Here is a 16,743-nt window from a genome sequence, read left to right as displayed (position 1 = left end):
TGCTTCTTCGCTTTTTAGAATAGCAAAGAAAATAAAATCTTATACCAACATTGAAATTGGATCTTCAATCAAAGCCTTCAAATCCTTCATAAACTTAGCTCCAGCCATTCCATCAACTACACGGTGGTCAATGGTCAAGCCCAGACTCATAATTGGACGGATAACAATTTCGCCATTAACAACGACAGGTTTCTCTACCGTTGAGCTCACACCCAAGATAGCAGAGTTTGGCTGGTTGATGATAGGACCAAAGGACTGAACGCCGAACATACCTAAGTTACTGATTGTGAAGGTTGAGTTTTGCAGCTCGCTCGGAGTCAACTTGCCTTCCAAGGTACGTCCGATTACATCTTTAAAGGCTACTACAAGCTCTGATAGGCTCATTTTTTCTGCATTATAGACAACTGGTGTCATCAGGCCATTATCCATACCGACTGCCATTGAAAGGTTGACATAGTTGTGTGTGATAATGGTCCTGCCGTCCTCTGTCAAGGTCGAATTAAGGTAAGGATGTTTCATCAACGTCTTCACAACAGCCAGCGAAAGCAGGTCTGTGACAGTTACTTTCTTGCCAGTTGCTTCCATGATTGGATCCAGCACTTTTTTACGCAAGGCCAGCATTTCTGTCATATCAACATCGTAGTTAAGTGTGAAGGTTGGCGCCGTCAGGTAAGATTCTACCATCCGCTGGGCGATAACCTTCCGCATAGGCGTCATTGGAATACGCTCAATTTCACCGTAAGGAGTGACATTATCAGGCACTTCTTCCAATTTTTCAATTTGAGCAGGAGATTTGATTGTATCGCTCTCAACATTCTCAGGCAAGAAGGCAAGAACATCTTTCTTCATAATTTTGCCACGATGGCCAGTTCCTTGAATCTCTTGCCAAGCAATATTGTGTTCTTGGGCAATTCGTTTTGCCAGTGGTGAAATGCGCACCACATTTGTATCTTTATAAGTTTCCACGTCTTCTTTGTGGACACGACCGTTTGCACCTGAACCAGAAACATCATAGAGGTTGATTCCAAAATCATCCGCTAACTTTCTAGCTGCAGGAGTCGCTCTTAGCTTATCATCAGCCATGACCTCTCCAATTCTAATTATGATACTAAGGGCGTTAAAAAGCGACTGAAAAATAGGAAACCTTCGCAGGCTTCGATGAAGTCAAGAAGATTTATCTTTTTTCCGAGCTTTTAGCCCGTGTTCAAATATAAGATATTAAGGACGCAGAGGACAATGAAAAAATAGGAGATTGACGCTGTGTTCGATGAACACAAGGAAATCTATCTTTTCTTCACAGACCTCCGTCCGAATTCAATTACATGATACTAAGGACTTGAAAAACGACAGAAAATAGAAAATCAATGCAGGTTTCAATGAAGCCAAGGAGATTTATCTTTTTTCCAAGCTTTTAGCCCATGTTCAACTCTACAAGTAACTTGGATACGAAACGTATCTCAAGTTACTACGGTTACCGCTATCGGCGACCAACCTAGTAGACTTACTAAGTCGTTCGTCGAATATCATCGGTTCGACTCTCTCCTGTTGCAACTTTACAAGTAACTTGGATACGAAACGTATCTCAAGTTACTACGGTTGCCGCTATCTGCGACCAACCTAGTAGACTTACTAAGTCGTTCGTCGAATATCATTGATTCGACTCTCTCCTGTTGCAACTTTACAAGTAACTTGTATACAAACGTATCTCAAGTTACTACGGTTGTCACTATCGGCGATTAACCTTGTAGATTTACTAATTCGCTCATCGGATAAAATCAGTCCGAATAACGATTGTCTGTAATTAGTAAAATTTTAGCTACTTTGACCCTCTACACAAGATTAGATTACATAAAATAATTTATGTAATCTAATTCATAAGAAGGCCTTTTCTTTATTATACCTTATTCTTTATGATATGTCTTCCGAATAGCGTCTTTAATGCTTTCAACAGTTGGAATCATCGCGTTTTCCAAGTTTTGTGCATAAGGCATCGGCACATCTTCACCTGCACAACGGCGGATTGGAGCATCTAGATAGTCAAATGCTTCAGACTCAGAAATAATCGCTGAAATTTCACCAATGAAACCGCTAGTTTTGTGGGCATCATTAACCAAAACGACCTTTCCGGTCTTCTTAACAGAATTGATGATAATATCCTTATCAAGCGGCACCAATGTACGTGGGTCAACCACTTCTACAGAGATACCTTCTTCTGCTAATTCTTCAGCTGCCTGCATGACACGGCGAAGCATTTTTCCGTAGGTAACAACTGTTACATCGGTACCTTCTTTTTTGATTTCACCTACACCAAGTGGGATTACATATTCAGGATCCAGTGGCACTTCGCCTTTTTGGTTAAATTCAGACTTGTATTCCAGGATAATGACCGGGTTGTTGTCTCGGATAGAAGCCTTAAGGAGACCCTTCATATCTGCCGGAGTTCCTGGAGCGACTACCTTAAGACCTGGAATGTGGGTAAACCAAGATTCCAAAGACTGTGAGTGCTGAGCGGCAGAACCAACTCCATTACCTGCTGCACAGCGGACAGTCATTGGCACTTGGCCTTTTCCGCCAAACATATAACGAGTTTTAGCGGCTTGGTTAACAATAGCATCCATGGCAATTACTGAGAAGTCCATAAAGGTCATATCTACGATTGGACGAAGCCCTGTCATAGCTGCTCCAGCTGCTGCTCCAGAAATAGCTGCTTCAGAAATCGGACAGTCACGCACACGCTCAGGTCCAAACTCTTCCAGCATACCAACAGATGTTCCGAAATCTCCACCAAAGACTCCGACATCTTCTCCCATCAAGAGTACATTTTCATCGCGACGCATTTCCTCAGACATAGCGAGGATAATGGTGTCACGAAAAGACATAGTTTTAGTTTCCATTTTCTTTTTCTCCTCTCTTTAGTCTGCGTAAATATCTTCAAAGGCAGATTCAAGCGGCGGGAACGGGCTTTCTTCTGCGAACTTCACAGATGCTTCTACTGCTTCTTTGACTCCAGCTTGGATAGCTTCCAGCTCTTCCTCGCTTGCAATCTTGTTTTCAAGCAAATATTTACGAAGATTTTCGATTGGATCTTTTTTCTTCCATTCTTCTACTTCTTCACGAGTACGGTATTTACCTGGGTCAGAAGAAGAGTGTCCCAACCAACGATAAGTGACGCTCTCAATCAAGACAGGTCCTTTACCGCTGCGAACATGCTCTACAGCTTTTTGGAAGCCTTCATAGACATCCAAAACATTATTTCCATCTTCGATGAACATACCAGGAATGCCATAGGCTGCGCTGCGCTCGTGGATATGCTCTACGTTGGTCATTTTCTTGATGTCAGCAGAAATACCATAGCCGTTATTGATACAATAGAAAATAACTGGTAAATTCCAGATAGAAGCCATGTTGACAGCTTCGTGGAAGACGCCTTCGTTGGTAGCCCCGTCTCCAAAGAAGCAGACAACAATCTTGCCTGTCTTCTGCATTTGCTGGGTCAGAGCTGCTCCGACAGCGATTCCCATGCCTCCACCTACGATACCATTGGCACCAAGGTTTCCAGCATCTAGGTCAGCAATGTGCATAGAACCGCCTTTTCCTTTACAGGTCCCAGTGTATTTTCCTAGGATTTCCGCCATCATTTCATTGAGGTTGATTCCTTTGGCGATAGCTTGACCGTGTCCCCGGTGATTAGAAGTCAGCAAATCATCCTCATTTAAGGCCAGCATAGCACCGACATTGGCTGCTTCCTCACCCACTGAGAAGTGAGTCATTCCAGGAACCTTTCCTTTTTTTACAAGTTGAGCAATTTTTAAGTCCATACGACGGATTTCTTCCATCTTACGGAACATCTCTAACAAAAGATCTTTATCTAAAGTTGCCATTTTTTTGCCTTTCTAAGCATAATTCTTCTATTTAATTCTATCTAAAGCTGTAAGCACTGTCAAAACTTTTGCTCACTTATATTTCACAAAGAAAAACCAGTCAATCCATTGGATAAACTGGTTTCCGACGCCAAAATAGAAATTTCACAAACTTTTTGTGCTAGAGTAGTTTTTACTATTTTGAAACTGTTATACGAAAATAATAGCAGAGCATGCCTCTGATTAGTCAGCCTGTTTAGCAAAGTCTGCAATCATCTGCTCCATCTGCTCGCGGCTTGGTATTGTCAGCATATAGAGGTAGTCACCTTGCAGCTCCGCAAATGCGGCTGGCATGTCTTTCTTAACCTTGAAGTTATCTCTGTATTTCTCCAGCAAGTCAGCCTCAGGGTAAGCATAGTTCGTTGATGCACGGCGCGAGGTTGCCAGACAGAACAGGGGCTCCATGTGGGTAGCTGGGAAAGGCTCTCCTGCTACAATCGCTGCATAGCCTCTGTAAAGATCGATTGAGTGAGCGAAATTATAGACATCAATGGTAAAGCCGCCTGCTGGACGGTTATTGTACTCAATGGCTACATAATCATCACCCTCACGGAAGAACTCAATATGGAAAAAGCGTTCTTTCATGCCGAAGATTTTGACAATCGCTTCTCCATAAGCACGCAGCTTTGGATCCATATTCTTGAGAACGTAGTAAGAATTGTCCATCTTATACAGCATCAAATCCAGCGGTGTATGCGCATAGTCAAAGGTGGTTGAAAAGACAATCTGACCGTCCTTGTCTACCAAACCATCAAAGGTGCAGATTTCGCCAGACTGGACAAACTTTTCAAAGAAATAAGCCGTCTGATGATCCCATTCTTGCTTGAATCGTTCGACATCTTCTGCTGTTTCCAATTTAAAGGTCGCAGCTGCTCCCACTCCATTATCAGGCTTGGCAATCAAAGGCAGACCAAGTTTCTTGACAGCCAAATCAGCACCCGCTTCTGTGTTGACAATCTGACCAGGTACGACTGGAACGCCTGCTTTTTTAAAGAGTTTTTTCATCTCTGATTTGAACTTGGTCTTTTTCAAGTCTTTTGGTTTTGCTCCAAAGACATTGAATTGTTCACGCAACTCAGCGTCCAGTTCCAGCCAGTATTCGTTATGAGACTCAATCCGATCAATAGATCCATGCTTGTAGAAAAGAAAGGCAACAGCTCTTTTGACTTCGTCAAGATTTTCAAGATTTTCTACTCTGAAATATTCAGTCAATGAATCCTTCAAAGGCTGGTCTAGCTGGTCATAAGGCTCCTGACCGATTCCCAGAACAGTGATTCCTTTATTAGCCAGCTCTACAGTAAAGTGCTGAAAATTTTGCGGATAGTAGGGAGAAATAACGATATAATTCATAGGAAACCTCCTTTAAAGATTGAGTTCATTAAGGAAATACGGCATTTGCTTACGCCACCAAATCCAGTCGTGGGAAACATCATGGCCCCATTCAGCAAACCAAGCTGGAATATTCTTATGCTCAAAAGCCTCTTTCAGCGTGTAGAAGGAAGGAAGGCCATCCTGCTCCCAGTCGCCCAAGCCAGTACAAACGATAATATCCGCCTGTCGATAGCGGTCAATAAACCAGCCATCATTTTGGTTCCAGATATAGTCAGCTGGCGAGTTTTGATAAATGACTTCGTCATTCAAATTGTCACCGACAAAGAAACGTGCATCATAGACACCACTGAGGGCAATCACTTTATTGAAAACATCTGGATGCTGCAGGAAGAAATTAACAGCATGATAAGCTCCCATGGAGCAGCCTGTCGTCATCATAGGGTCAAACCAGCCCGTCTTATGCTTTACGAAAGGAATCGCCTCTTCAATGACATAACGCTCATAGGCACGATGCATTTCTGCTCGGTCGTGAGGATGCTTCCAGTCCGCCAGCCAGCTCTCACTATCAACACTGCTGAGAGTGAAAAACTGGACCTTACCGGCCTCAATAAAGCCAGCGCAGGCCTCAATCATGCCAAAGTCAGCATACTCATTGTGGCTGCCGCCTGATGATGCAAAGACTATAATCGGGAGCCCAGAGTGGCCATAGCGATTGACATACATTTCACGACCTAGATTGCCACTCCAATGACTTAAAAATTCTACATGCATAGTTTCTACCTCTTTCTTAGTGTTTGACTAGATTACCATTTTTCGCCGATAAAACGGAAACAGTCCGGCAAGTGCTCCGCCCAAGCGACCTCGTTGTGAATAGCTCCAGACTGGATCTTAATCTGAATATTGGACAAATCTACCCCAGATACAAGTAACTGCCGGAAATAGCTGAGCGATGAATCAATATAGGCCTGCTTGATATTGCCCGCCATCAATGTTTTATCCGTATCATCAGCCTCTTCCGTCCCAACGTAAATGAAAACTCGCTGGTCTGCCTGAAGTTTTTTTCTCTCAATATAACGGTCAAAGGCTTCCTGATGCAGCCAATTTGCAGACGAAAAGATGCCCAGACAGCCAATCTGATCTTGGTATTCAACACCGATAAACTGGCTGATATTTCCCCCAAGAGAAGAGCCAATCATAGCCGTATGCAACCGATCAGACTTGGTCCGATAATGCTGATCAATAAAAGGCTTGACAACTTCCATGACAAACTCCGCATACTCCGTTCCCTTGCCGCCAAACTGAATACCGGGAATATTGGACTCTTGGAACTTCCAAGCTGCGTATTCATTCATCCGCCTTTGACCATCGTTGTCAATAGCCACGACAATCATTTTTTCAATATCTGGATTACGCTTGATTGTCGGAATAACCTTCCACGAATGGCCGCTGAAAGATTCCTTGCTATAAAGAACATTTTGTCCGTCATGAAAATAAACGACCGGATAGGTCTTGTTTGTATCCTGACTATAGTTCTTTGGAAGTAATACGCGGACACGGCGTTTCTGCTTGGTATAAGGAACAACTAACTCATGTGTTTTCATTTCAAGGTAAAAATAGGATTTATTCATTTTCAGAAAACTTTCTATTTTCAAAATTTTTATTTATTATATCACAAATTAAGCAAAAAAGTTAGGAATTTCCTAACTTTTTGATGATTTTTATTAGATAATGATAGAAAATAGATTATTTATCCAAATAGGGCTGTAAATCCTGCAAGGCTCGCTCAGCAATTTTCTCATAGCGCTCTTTCTTGTCACGAATCCGAGGGCCATCCAGTTCTTTGATAATGCCAAAATTGACATTCATGGGTTGGAAATGCTTGCTGTCAGCATGAGTAACATAATGAGGCAGACTTCCAATAGCAGTCGTTTCTGGAAAAACAAGTGCTTCTTCTCCCTTGAAGAGTCGAGCGGCATTGATACCAGCAACCAAACCAGAAGCCGCTGATTCGACATAGCCTTCAACTCCAGTCATTTGACCTGCAAAGAAAAGATTTGGCTGTTTCTTAGAGCGGAAAGTCTGTTCAAGCAGATTTGGAGAGTCCATATAGGAGTTTCGATGCATAACACCATAACGGACAAATTCTGCATTCTCAAGACCAGGAATCATCTGAAAGACCCTCTTTTGCTCGCCCCACTTGAGATGAGTTTGGAAGCCGACAATGTTGTAAAGACTGCCTGCTGCATTGTCCTGACGAAGCTGCACCACAGCGTACGGCGTCTTAAAATCTCCGTCACGAGGCCCTTGGTAGTCATCTGGATATTCTAAACCAACTGGCTTCATTGGTCCATAAAGCATGGTTTTAACGCCTCGCTTAGCCATAACTTCAATTGGCATGCAGCCTTCAAAGTATTTTTCTTTTTCAAAGGAATTGAGCGGTGCTTCCTCAGCATTGACCAAAGCATCATGGAAATCCATAAATTCTTGCTTAGTCATTGGCGCGTTGAGATAGGCAGCTTCGCCCTTATCATAGCGGGATTTGAGATAGACCTTGGTCATATCAATGGTATTGACATCGATGATTGGCGCTGCTGCATCGTAGAAGTAAAAACCGTCTCCCCCATTGAGCGCGTGGATTTTTTCGGCCAAAGCATCGCTGGTCAAGGGTCCTGTCGCAATAACTGTGATGGCATCCTCTGGAATTTCGGTGATTTCTTCACGAATGACCTCAATCAATGGATGATTGGTCACTAGCTCCGTTACCATCTGAGAAAAACCTTCTCTATCAACCGCTAGAGCACCACCTGCTGGCACCCGAGTCGCTTCTGCAGATTTTAAAATAACCGAGTCCAATCGTCGCATTTCTTCCTTGAGCAGACCGACTGCATTGGTCAGCGCATCTCCTCGCAGAGAGTTAGAGCAGACCAGTTCTGCAAAGTCCGCAGTTTTGTGTTGAGGAGTTGACTTAACCCCCCGCATTTCATAGATTTTGACTGGGATTCCACGTTTGGCAATCTGGTAAGCTGCTTCACTGCCAGCCAGACCAGCACCGATAACATTGATATAGGATGATGACATGATACTCTCCCTTAGATATTTCTAGATTTTCACTCTGACCATTATAACAAAAAGATAGTAAAAAAGACAGACAGGAGAATTCCTGAATGTCTCTCATTTTGTCATTTTTTCCAAGTAAGCAATCTTAGCAAAATCCTTATGATTGTTATTTTCATTTCGGTAAGAATCTTGGGAAGAAGCATGGTAGATAGCTAAGAATTGCTCTGCATTCGGCAGTAGAAACTCAACATCTTCAACTTCTTTTCGAGTCAACTTCTCTAGCGGCACACCAGCGAATGCCTCCAAGGTTTCCATGGCTCCAAATTCAATAGATAAGCCTTCTTTTTGAAATTCATGCTCGTGCAGATCGACTAAGCGATAGCCTAAGCGCTCCATCATAGGCTCAATCTTGTCCATATCGTAAATACGTTCTTCGTCTGGTGCTTCCCAGCCACGCTCATCACCATGAACATGAATATCAATATCACGCGCCTGCCAGTCTTGTCCAGTAACTTGCTCCAGACCTAGAGAACCCATCAGAAGTGGAACAATTCCCATCTTATTCAGTTGGGACGCGATTTTTAGAAATTCTCCAAATTTATCTGTCATAAAACTGCACCTCTTTTTTAGAAATATATTTTACGTAATATAAATTATGTAAAAATAACTATTTCACTTTTTCTTCTTCATAATCGCCATTGCTGCAGACTACCTGCTTACCGCCACCACGAACTTTCTTTTCAATCAGATAATGGTCACATTTTGGACAGTTCCGGCCAACCGGCTTGTCCCAAGATGTAAAATCACAGTCTGGATAACGATCACAACCGTAGAAAATGCGATTTCGCTTAGTCTTACGCTCAATAACTTGACCCTTCTGACACTGCGGGCAGGTCACGCCGATTTCCTTGACAATAGCCTGAGTGTGACGGCAGTCAGGGAAATTGCTGCAGGCGTAGAATTTTCCAAATCTCCCCAACTTGATAACCATAGGACTTCCGCAGACCTCGCAGTCAAAACCGGCTGGCTCATCCTTGATTTGGATTTTCTCCATTTCAGTTTCGGCTTTAGCCACTTCCTTTTCAAAAGGTTGATAAAACTCGTCAATAACTTTCTGCCATTGCTCTTTGCCAACTTCTACATCATCTAGTTTAGCTTCCATTTCTGCTGTGAATTTCACATTTACGATGCCTGGGAAGAATTCGACAATCAGAGAATTGACAATCTCTCCTAGTTCCGTTGGCTCAAAGCGCTTGGAAACCAGCTTAACGTAATATCGTTTCTGAATAGTTTCAATGGTCGGTGCATAGGTAGACGGACGACCAACACCATTTTCTTCCAAAGTTTTGATGAGAGTCGCTTCAGAATAACGAGCAGGTGGCTGGGTAAAGTGCTGTTCTGGATTGGTATTGACACGCTTGACGGTATCACCCTTTTCCATGTCTGGCAGCATTTTATTCTTGTCAGAGTCATTGTAAATAGCCAGATAACCATCAAACTTGACCTGACTGCCGTTGGCAGCAAATTGGACACCATTTTGCCCCAGCTTGACATTCATAGTATCAAAGACTGCTGCAGTCATTTGGCTGGCAACAAAGCGGTTCCAAATCAGCGTATAGAGCTTAAGTTGATCCTTATCCAGATACTTTGCGATACTTTCCGGTGTATTGAAAACGCTGGAAGGACGAATGGCCTCGTGGGCATCTTGAGCTCCAGAAGCATTCTTAGCCTTGCTGCCATGTTTGGAATATTTGGCGCCAAATTTATCCGTGATAAAGCTTGCTGCTTCATTCTGCGCTACTGGACTGATACGAGTCGAGTCGGTACGCATATACGTAATCAGACCTTGTACGCCAGAACCAATATTAATCCCCTCATAAAGCTGCTGAGCCACCATCATGGTCTTACGAGTCCGGAAATTAATCTTATTAGCGGCATCCTGCTGCATAGAGGAAGTCGTGTAGGGTAGCGGAGCATTACGTCGACGCTCTTTCTTTTCAACGCTGTCGACTATAAAATCATCTCCTTTGAGATGAGAAAGCACTTCTTTGACCTCGTCGTTATTTGTCAGCTTCATCTTTTTGCCATTCATACCATAGAAGCTGGCCTGAAACTGACGAGTTCCCTTCTTGAAGGTTCCGTCAATTGTCCAGTATTCTTCTGGTTTGAAGGCATTGATTTCATTTTCCCGGTCGATAATTAGCTTGAGCGCGACAGACTGCACCCGACCAGCTGACAGGCCCTTTTTGACTTTCTTCCAAAGAATAGGAGAAATGGAATAACCCACCAAGCGGTCCAGAACCCGGCGAGCCTGCTGCGCATCGACCAGATCCATATCAATCTGTCGTGGCTCTTTAAAAGCGTTCTTGACTGCATCTTTGGTGATTTCATTAAAGACGACGCGGTTTTTCTCTTTCTCATCCAAATTAAGAATGTGAGCCAGATGCCAAGAAATAGCTTCTCCTTCGCGGTCCGGGTCACTTGCCAGAAAGACTTGCTTAGCTTTCTTCGCTTCTTTTTTCAAGTCATTAATCAACGGACCTTTACCACGAATATTGATGTATTGCGGCTCATAGTTGTTCTCAAAATCAATGGACATAGTAGACTTTTTCAGGTCACGAATATGCCCGACACTGGCCAGAACCTTGTAGTTTCGTCCCAGATATTTTTCTATTGTTTTTGCCTTAGCAGGCGACTCTACAATGACAAGATTTTTCTTGGTCGTAGACTTTTTCTTTGTTTTTGTTACCAATTTAGACACCTTCTATAAGAAATAAATCTCATAGAGTTTAAACTATTTTTTGATAGATGTCAACTGCTAACTTTTCTTATAGGAAAACTTGTTTTAAAAATCAAACTCAGAAAGAACGTCAGAGCCCGATGTGATGCACTTTGCGCCCTCTTGTATTAAATGGTGACAACCGTCAGATTTTCCGTCTAAAATTGACCCCGGAATAGCAAAGACATCACGCCCTTCTTCCATGGCTCGCTCACAGGTAATCAGGCTGCCTGAGCGCATCTTAGCTTCTGCCACGATGACGCCTCGACAGAGACCAGCGATGATACGATTCCGCTCTGGAAAATGAAATTTCAAGGGCTGTTCACCTGGACCATACTCTGTCAGTAATAAATGATTTTTGCCAATGTAAGCTTGTAATTTTTTGTTGGCCTTGGGATAAAAGACATCTAATCCCGTTCCGATGACAGCAATAGTCTGACCTCCGTTTTGCAGGGCAGCCATATGAGCTGCCGTATCTATTCCACGAGCTAGGCCACTGACGATAACCAATTCATTATTTAGCTCCTTGACAATCTTTTGTACAGAGGCATTTCCTTGCTTACTGCTGTCTCGACTGCCAACCACCGCAGCCTTGGGCAATTCTAGTAGATCTAGATTTCCCTGATAGAATAACAAGGTCGGAGCATCGTAAATCTCGCATAAATCCCAAGGGTAAATATCATCCAAGATAGAAAAGGAAGGGAAAAGTTCAAATTCTTCCTTCAAAGCCGGTAAATCAAGCCTCTTGTATTTCTCTATAAAGAGAGCGGGATTGCGGCACTCAGATACGACAGCCTTATCTCGCAGAGAAAGCTTGCCATCTCTGCTCTCGGCATATCTCAAAACATTTAAAACCTGATAATTGGTCAAGCCAGCTTTTTTCATTTTATAAATCTCAAAATTATTCATTTTTTCACCTCACTTTCTTATTCGTAAAAAAGTTCAAAAAAAGAACTGCAGTACAGTTCCTTCTTTACGATTCTATTAAATTTGGTGTTATCAATAGATGGTCTCCTTGCCTATTGCCTTTAACCCATCTTTTATTCTTTATGAACAAGGATTTCCTTAATAACTCGTGCTGGATTACCAGCCAAGACTACATTGTCACCAAAAGACTTGGTCACAACCGCTCCTGCTCCGACAACCACATTATCCCCTAGTGTCACACCTGGCAGAATCGTCACACCGCCGCCAGCCCAGAAATTATCACCAATAGTGATTGGTGCTCCGTACTCAATACCGGAATTTCTTTCCACTGGATCAAGTGGATGAAGAGGTGTCAGAAACTGGCAATTTGGACCAAGCATAGCATTGTCTCCGATGCGAATCGGGCAAACGTCCAGCATAGTCAGGTTCCAGTTAGAACAAAAATTTTCTCCTAAATGAATGTTAATTCCGTAGTCGCAAACCAAATCTGGCTTCATAGCAAGATTCTCCCCTGTGCTGCCAAACCATTCTTTGATAATAGCACTTCTCTTGTCGCTGTCTTGCTCTTGGTTAAAACGATATTGAAATTCTTTGGATCGGGCTCTAATTTTTCTTAAATCTTCATCTTGTGGTCGGTAAATCTCTTCAGCAATCATTTTTTCGTATTCGCTTCGCATGCCATCCTCCTTTTTATGTTTATTCACACATTGATTTTACGGGTTCAAATGTCTTGCGATGAATAGGAGTTACGCCATTTCGTTCCAATCCTTGCAAATGACTTTTGGTCCCATAACCTGCATTTTTCGCAAAATCATAGCCAGGAAATTCCTTGTCATAGTCTGTCATCAGCTTATCCCGAGTGACCTTAGCAACAATACTGGCCGCTGCAATAGATAGCGAATTAGCATCGCCCTTGATGATGGACTCTTGCGGAATCTCAACATCCAGTTTCATGGCATCAATCAGCAGATAATCTGGCTTGAGACGAAGCTTAGACAAAGCCTCTTTCATAGCCAGCTTAGTCGCTTCATAGATATTGACTTGGTCAATAATCTCATTGTCCATCAGGCCAATACCGACCGCCAAAGCTTTATCTAGAACTGCCTGATAGATTTCTTGATGTTTTTTCTTGGGAATTTTTTTACTATCGTTGAGCCCTTTAATTTTACATCCTGGAGGTAAGATGACAGCTGCAGCGACAACTGGTCCAGCTAGAGGGCCGCGGCCGACTTCATCAATTCCAGCTATTGCTTGGTAGCCGGCTTTATAAAGCTCTTTTTCATACCGTAACATCTGCTCCAGACGCAGTTCCTCGTCTAACTCCGCCTGAATGGCTCTTTTACGCTTTTCAATCGCCTTTTGAACTCCACTGCGTAAATCATTCGATGCTTCTACCAGAAAAGGATCAGCCAAATCAGTCACTAACTCTAATCGTTGCTGGATTTCTTTAATCGTTGCCATCTAGTTCTCCAACCGTGTCCAAGCAATAACGACCTAACTTGCCATCACGGACATCTTTGACAAAAAGGCTGTAAAAACGATCATAGTCATCGCGGAAGCCAAGTTTTTGGGTCATATCCATAATCATATCAGGTGCTTCCTGACTTAGATCCAGCTGTTTGAAGCGTGCTGTTAGCTCCTCAGGATAATGCTCCTTAAAATAATTAAGGCCAAAAATCGTCACCTCATCCATAGGCAGCAGATTATCCTTAATAGCTCCAGTCAGAGCAAGCTTGAGAGCAACCGTCTCATCTTCAAACTTAGGCCAGAGAATTCCTGGTGTATCCAAGATTTCCAAGTCTTTATTTGACTTGAGCCATTGCTGACCCTTGGTCACACCCGGTTTATTCCCAACAACAGCGATTTTCTTACCAGCCAAGCGGTTCATGAGGGTTGATTTTCCAGCATTTGGAATACCGATTATCATGGTACGCAGAGTTTCGATGCGAATTCCTCTCTCTTTCTGACGCGCCAATTTGTCTGCCATAAGTTTCTTAGCTGCATCTGTCACTTTTTTTACAGCAGATTGCTCTTTGGAATTAATAGATAAAGTCGGAATTCCCTGACTTCCAAAATAGCTCTGCCATTCCTTAATCCGAACAGGGTCTGCCAAATCAGCCTTGTTTAAAATCAAAAGCTTAGGTTTATCGCCCACAATCTTAGTCAGCATAGGATTTTGACTAGATAAAGGAAGCCTCGCATCAACCAGTATTGTCACAAAATCAACAAACTTAATATTTTCCTGTACCTGTCTCCGTGCCTTGGACATATGCCCCGGAAACCATTGAATCGTTGCCATAATTTATCCTTTCAACGAATATCATTGATAAAATTTTATATCTTTAACTATTTTAACATATTTCTACGATTTAAGCGGGTGAATGCTAAAGCGGCGCTCTCTACCTCAAGAGCAAAAAAAGCCCTAGCAGGCTTTTTAACTTTATCTCACTTGCTCAAAATGCAGATGTACAGCGATATGATCTCCATAGCCATTGCGCTCTAAATCGCGCTGCAAGCGATAGGAAATATAATGCTCTGCAATGGTAATATAGCCTGCACCCAAAAGGCGGCTTTCAACCATGGACTGAATCATGCTGATCGTCGCACGCTCAACCTTAGCTTCTTCCAAATCAAGAACAACTTTCTTTGTAACCTGCGCTAAATTCTGACGCAAATCATCTGTCAACACATAGACTGTCTGCGCCGCCTTTAAAACCGCTTGATAAATTTTATCTGGGTCAAATTCTACAACCTCACCACTCCGTTTAATAACTTGCATAAAAAACTCCTTTTATATTATATATTTCTAATCTAATGTATGTCTCTAACATGATTGCTGTCAATCTAGTTATCTATAGTCTGCTCAAAAATAGACCATACTTTTACATTATATAATTTTTTCCAATATTTTTCAAAAGAAGCCCTCTTTTTCCTTTAGTCTTAAAAGACTATATAAAAGGACTGCTCTGGGCAATCCATTTTATGGTTTTCATAAACTATCAGATACTGAATTCACTTTTAAGTTTAAGTCAAGACGACTAACTTAGCAATCCAAACATTATGTATCGGATTTCTCTAATGTTATGTCTTGTCTTTTGTAACGATAGTGCATTTTCCAGTGATTTTCAGACGCTTCTTCTAATATCAATGTTTTGTTAATAGGCTTAAATGACAATTTCTCTTCTTCAACTCTCTTTAAGAGCTCAACTAATAACTCTCCTCCAGCGTTTAGAGAAATTAAACTATCATCCTCACTATCATATTGAAGTAGAATTTTCTTTGTTGGTTTGTGAATAATGTTATAAAGATTGAAAGCTTTATCGATTTCAAAATTTTTCTCTTTATCAGCTACCATTGACAAACTGTGCAACTCCAACTGACCGATTTTAAAAGCTCCAAAAAGGCTGAAAACAATCCCTAACGCAACAAGTGTTTCCCAGATGAAAGAGAAAAGTTTCAGATCCCAATCCGTTATAAATATAAGAAGTAAATAAATAACTCCTAAAACAAATCCAAGCAAAATCAATGCTGAACCGTAGCATCCTGCCTTATCACCGGTCCGAATAACCGGCTTATCATAAACTTTTTTACCTTCAAGTTTTTCCAGTCTATGCTTAGCTTTATACTCCTCAATTCGTTCACTATGTTTTTCTGTCACAATTTTCAATTCTTTCTTAATTATTTTTATCTATGGCATTCCTAAGGCTGCTGCATCAATCAATAATCCGGTCTCAGGACACCTTTAACAGTCTCTTTGGTTGCTTGATAGTCGCCATCAACCACGACCTTAATAATACGTTTGGCATCTTCTTCGGGCGCCGGCACAAGTGGTAAGCGGGTTGGCCCAGCTGCAAATCCTAAGTAATTGAGGACTGCCTTGACTGGAGCTGGACTTGGGTAAGAGAAAAGGGCATTGACTTTAGGGATGAATTTCCGTTGGATAGCTGCTGCTTTTTTGATGTCATTGTGTTCAATAGCGTCCAGCATTTCAAACATTTCATCACCGTTTGTGTGAGAAGCAACTGAAATAACTCCATCAGCCCCCAGATTCATAGCATGAAAGGCATCGCCATCCTCACCAGTGTAAATCAGAAACTCCTCTGGACGATGTTCAATCAGATAGGCCATATTCGCCAGACTAGTACATTCTTTAACCCCGATAATATTTGGATGCTCTGCCAGTCTCAGCATGGTCTCAGGAGTCATCTCAACCACTACTCGGCCAGGTATATTGTAGATAATGATAGGCAGGTTTGAAGCATCCGCAATGGCTTTAAAATGCTGATACATCCCTTCCTGAGAAGGTTTGTTGTAATAGGGTACGATGGCCAAACCAGCTGCAAAACCACCAAATTCATCTACTTCTTTGACAAATTCGATAGAGTCGCGCGTTTCGTTGGTACCGACACCGGCTATCAAAGGAACACGCCCCTTGACAACCTTTTGAACTGCCGCAAATAACTCCAACTCTTCATCGTGAGTCAGGGTTGGACTTTCAGCAGTTGTTCCAGCCAGCAAAATCCCATCTGTATGGTGGGCCAAAAGGTGCTCAATCAAGTCTGGAATAGCTTCAAAATTGATGGAGCCATCTTCATGAAAAGGAGTAATAAAAGCTGTGATGATTTTACAGTTTTTCAGATCCGCATACGCCATAAACTTACCTCTCTTTATTATACGAAAAGAGGGTTGAAAGAACGATTATTCAACCCTGTGCTGTCAAGTTTCCTT

Annotated in this window: 16 protein-coding genes; all 16 read right to left on the bottom strand. The window is 42.3% G+C overall.

Annotated features, from left to right (window positions below):
• Window positions 1-39 precede the first annotated feature (39 nt).
• The gene (locus tag RG608_RS00215) at window positions 40-1,083 is read right to left on the bottom strand and encodes a dihydrolipoamide acetyltransferase (protein WP_268686722.1); all 1,044 of its coding nucleotides are present in this window, start codon (window positions 1,081-1,083) and stop codon (window positions 40-42) included.
• Window positions 1,084-1,901: 818 nt separating this feature from the next.
• Window positions 1,902-2,894 carry an alpha-ketoacid dehydrogenase subunit beta gene (locus RG608_RS00210; protein ID WP_002900354.1) on the bottom strand — a complete coding sequence of 331 codons (993 nt, stop codon included), beginning with the start codon at window positions 2,892-2,894 and terminating at the stop codon, window positions 1,902-1,904.
• Between the two features lie 18 nt (window positions 2,895-2,912).
• Window positions 2,913-3,881 carry a thiamine pyrophosphate-dependent dehydrogenase E1 component subunit alpha gene (locus RG608_RS00205; RefSeq protein ID WP_002906568.1) on the bottom strand — a complete coding sequence of 323 codons (969 nt, stop codon included), beginning with the start codon at window positions 3,879-3,881 and terminating at the stop codon, window positions 2,913-2,915.
• Between the two features lie 222 nt (window positions 3,882-4,103).
• The gene (locus RG608_RS00200; protein ID WP_308946372.1) at window positions 4,104-5,270 is read right to left on the bottom strand and encodes an ATP-grasp domain-containing protein; all 1,167 of its coding nucleotides are present in this window, start codon (window positions 5,268-5,270) and stop codon (window positions 4,104-4,106) included.
• A 12-nt stretch (window positions 5,271-5,282) separates the two neighbouring features.
• The gene (locus RG608_RS00195; protein WP_268686724.1) at window positions 5,283-6,023 is read right to left on the bottom strand and encodes an esterase family protein; all 741 of its coding nucleotides are present in this window, start codon (window positions 6,021-6,023) and stop codon (window positions 5,283-5,285) included.
• Window positions 6,024-6,055: 32 nt separating this feature from the next.
• Window positions 6,056-6,880, bottom strand: a complete 825-nt coding sequence (locus RG608_RS00190) for an alpha/beta hydrolase (protein WP_268686725.1) — start codon at window positions 6,878-6,880, stop codon at window positions 6,056-6,058.
• A gap of 115 nt (window positions 6,881-6,995) precedes the next feature.
• The gene (gene trmFO, locus RG608_RS00185; RefSeq protein ID WP_268686726.1) at window positions 6,996-8,330 is read right to left on the bottom strand and encodes a methylenetetrahydrofolate--tRNA-(uracil(54)-C(5))-methyltransferase (FADH(2)-oxidizing) TrmFO; all 1,335 of its coding nucleotides are present in this window, start codon (window positions 8,328-8,330) and stop codon (window positions 6,996-6,998) included.
• Between the two features lie 93 nt (window positions 8,331-8,423).
• Entirely contained in the window at window positions 8,424-8,918 is a 495-nt protein-coding gene (locus RG608_RS00180) for a phosphoribosylanthranilate isomerase (RefSeq protein ID WP_268686727.1), read from the bottom strand.
• A 58-nt stretch (window positions 8,919-8,976) separates the two neighbouring features.
• Window positions 8,977-11,070 (bottom strand): type I DNA topoisomerase, encoded by a 2,094-nt coding sequence (gene topA / locus RG608_RS00175; RefSeq protein ID WP_268686728.1) that lies wholly within the window; start codon window positions 11,068-11,070, stop codon window positions 8,977-8,979.
• 84 nt (window positions 11,071-11,154) lie between these two features.
• On the bottom strand, window positions 11,155-11,997 hold the full coding sequence (gene dprA, locus RG608_RS00170; RefSeq protein WP_268686729.1) for a DNA-processing protein DprA: 843 nt from the start codon (window positions 11,995-11,997) through the stop codon (window positions 11,155-11,157).
• A gap of 131 nt (window positions 11,998-12,128) precedes the next feature.
• Window positions 12,129-12,692 carry a sugar O-acetyltransferase gene (locus RG608_RS00165; protein ID WP_268686730.1) on the bottom strand — a complete coding sequence of 188 codons (564 nt, stop codon included), beginning with the start codon at window positions 12,690-12,692 and terminating at the stop codon, window positions 12,129-12,131.
• A 19-nt stretch (window positions 12,693-12,711) separates the two neighbouring features.
• Window positions 12,712-13,476: a ribonuclease HII gene (locus RG608_RS00160; protein ID WP_268686731.1), complete on the bottom strand. Its 765-nt coding sequence runs from the start codon at window positions 13,474-13,476 to the stop codon at window positions 12,712-12,714.
• Window positions 13,463-14,314, bottom strand: coding sequence for a ribosome biogenesis GTPase YlqF (gene ylqF / locus RG608_RS00155; RefSeq protein WP_308946371.1), 852 nt, complete (start codon window positions 14,312-14,314; stop codon window positions 13,463-13,465). Before ylqF ends, RG608_RS00160 begins: the two co-directional genes overlap by 14 nt.
• Before the next feature lie 141 nt (window positions 14,315-14,455).
• Window positions 14,456-14,794: an ATP cone domain-containing protein gene (locus RG608_RS00150; RefSeq protein WP_002895476.1), complete on the bottom strand. Its 339-nt coding sequence runs from the start codon at window positions 14,792-14,794 to the stop codon at window positions 14,456-14,458.
• A gap of 279 nt (window positions 14,795-15,073) precedes the next feature.
• Complete coding sequence (locus tag RG608_RS00145) at window positions 15,074-15,673, bottom strand: hypothetical protein (RefSeq protein WP_268686733.1); 600 nt, start codon at window positions 15,671-15,673, stop codon at window positions 15,074-15,076.
• A gap of 59 nt (window positions 15,674-15,732) precedes the next feature.
• Window positions 15,733-16,668 carry a 4-hydroxy-tetrahydrodipicolinate synthase gene (gene dapA / locus RG608_RS00140; protein WP_002902934.1) on the bottom strand — a complete coding sequence of 312 codons (936 nt, stop codon included), beginning with the start codon at window positions 16,666-16,668 and terminating at the stop codon, window positions 15,733-15,735.
• Between the last annotated feature and the right edge of the window lie 75 nt (window positions 16,669-16,743).

Origin of the sequence: Streptococcus sp. IsoGale022 (assembly GCF_031142805.1) — a bacterium.
Lineage (GTDB): Bacteria > Bacillota > Bacilli > Lactobacillales > Streptococcaceae > Streptococcus > Streptococcus sanguinis_A.
The sequence above is the reverse complement of the archived record's forward strand: the minus strand, read 5'-3'. Positions and strand labels throughout refer to the sequence as shown.

Bases quoted from the DNA above. Each gene is read 5' to 3' on its own strand.
- ylqF (WP_308946371.1), bottom strand. From the start codon at position 14,314: ATGGCAACGATTCAATGGTTTCCGGGGCATATGTCCAAGGCACGGAGA.
- RG608_RS00215 (WP_268686722.1), bottom strand. From the start codon at position 1,083: ATGGCTGATGATAAGCTAAGAGCGACTCCTGCAGCTAGAAAGTTAGCG.
- RG608_RS00180 (WP_268686727.1), bottom strand. From the start codon at position 8,918: ATGACAGATAAATTTGGAGAATTTCTAAAAATCGCGTCCCAACTGAAT.
- RG608_RS00190 (WP_268686725.1), bottom strand. From the start codon at position 6,880: ATGAATAAATCCTATTTTTACCTTGAAATGAAAACACATGAGTTAGTT.
- RG608_RS00200 (WP_308946372.1), bottom strand. From the start codon at position 5,270: ATGAATTATATCGTTATTTCTCCCTACTATCCGCAAAATTTTCAGCAC.
- dprA (WP_268686729.1), bottom strand. From the start codon at position 11,997: ATGAATAATTTTGAGATTTATAAAATGAAAAAAGCTGGCTTGACCAAT.
- RG608_RS00150 (WP_002895476.1), bottom strand. From the start codon at position 14,794: ATGCAAGTTATTAAACGGAGTGGTGAGGTTGTAGAATTTGACCCAGAT.
- dapA (WP_002902934.1), bottom strand. From the start codon at position 16,668: ATGGCGTATGCGGATCTGAAAAACTGTAAAATCATCACAGCTTTTATT.
- RG608_RS00205 (WP_002906568.1), bottom strand. From the start codon at position 3,881: ATGGCAACTTTAGATAAAGATCTTTTGTTAGAGATGTTCCGTAAGATG.
- RG608_RS00165 (WP_268686730.1), bottom strand. From the start codon at position 12,692: ATGCGAAGCGAATACGAAAAAATGATTGCTGAAGAGATTTACCGACCA.
- RG608_RS00210 (WP_002900354.1), bottom strand. From the start codon at position 2,894: ATGGAAACTAAAACTATGTCTTTTCGTGACACCATTATCCTCGCTATG.
- trmFO (WP_268686726.1), bottom strand. From the start codon at position 8,330: ATGTCATCATCCTATATCAATGTTATCGGTGCTGGTCTGGCTGGCAGT.
- RG608_RS00160 (WP_268686731.1), bottom strand. From the start codon at position 13,476: ATGGCAACGATTAAAGAAATCCAGCAACGATTAGAGTTAGTGACTGAT.
- RG608_RS00195 (WP_268686724.1), bottom strand. From the start codon at position 6,023: ATGCATGTAGAATTTTTAAGTCATTGGAGTGGCAATCTAGGTCGTGAA.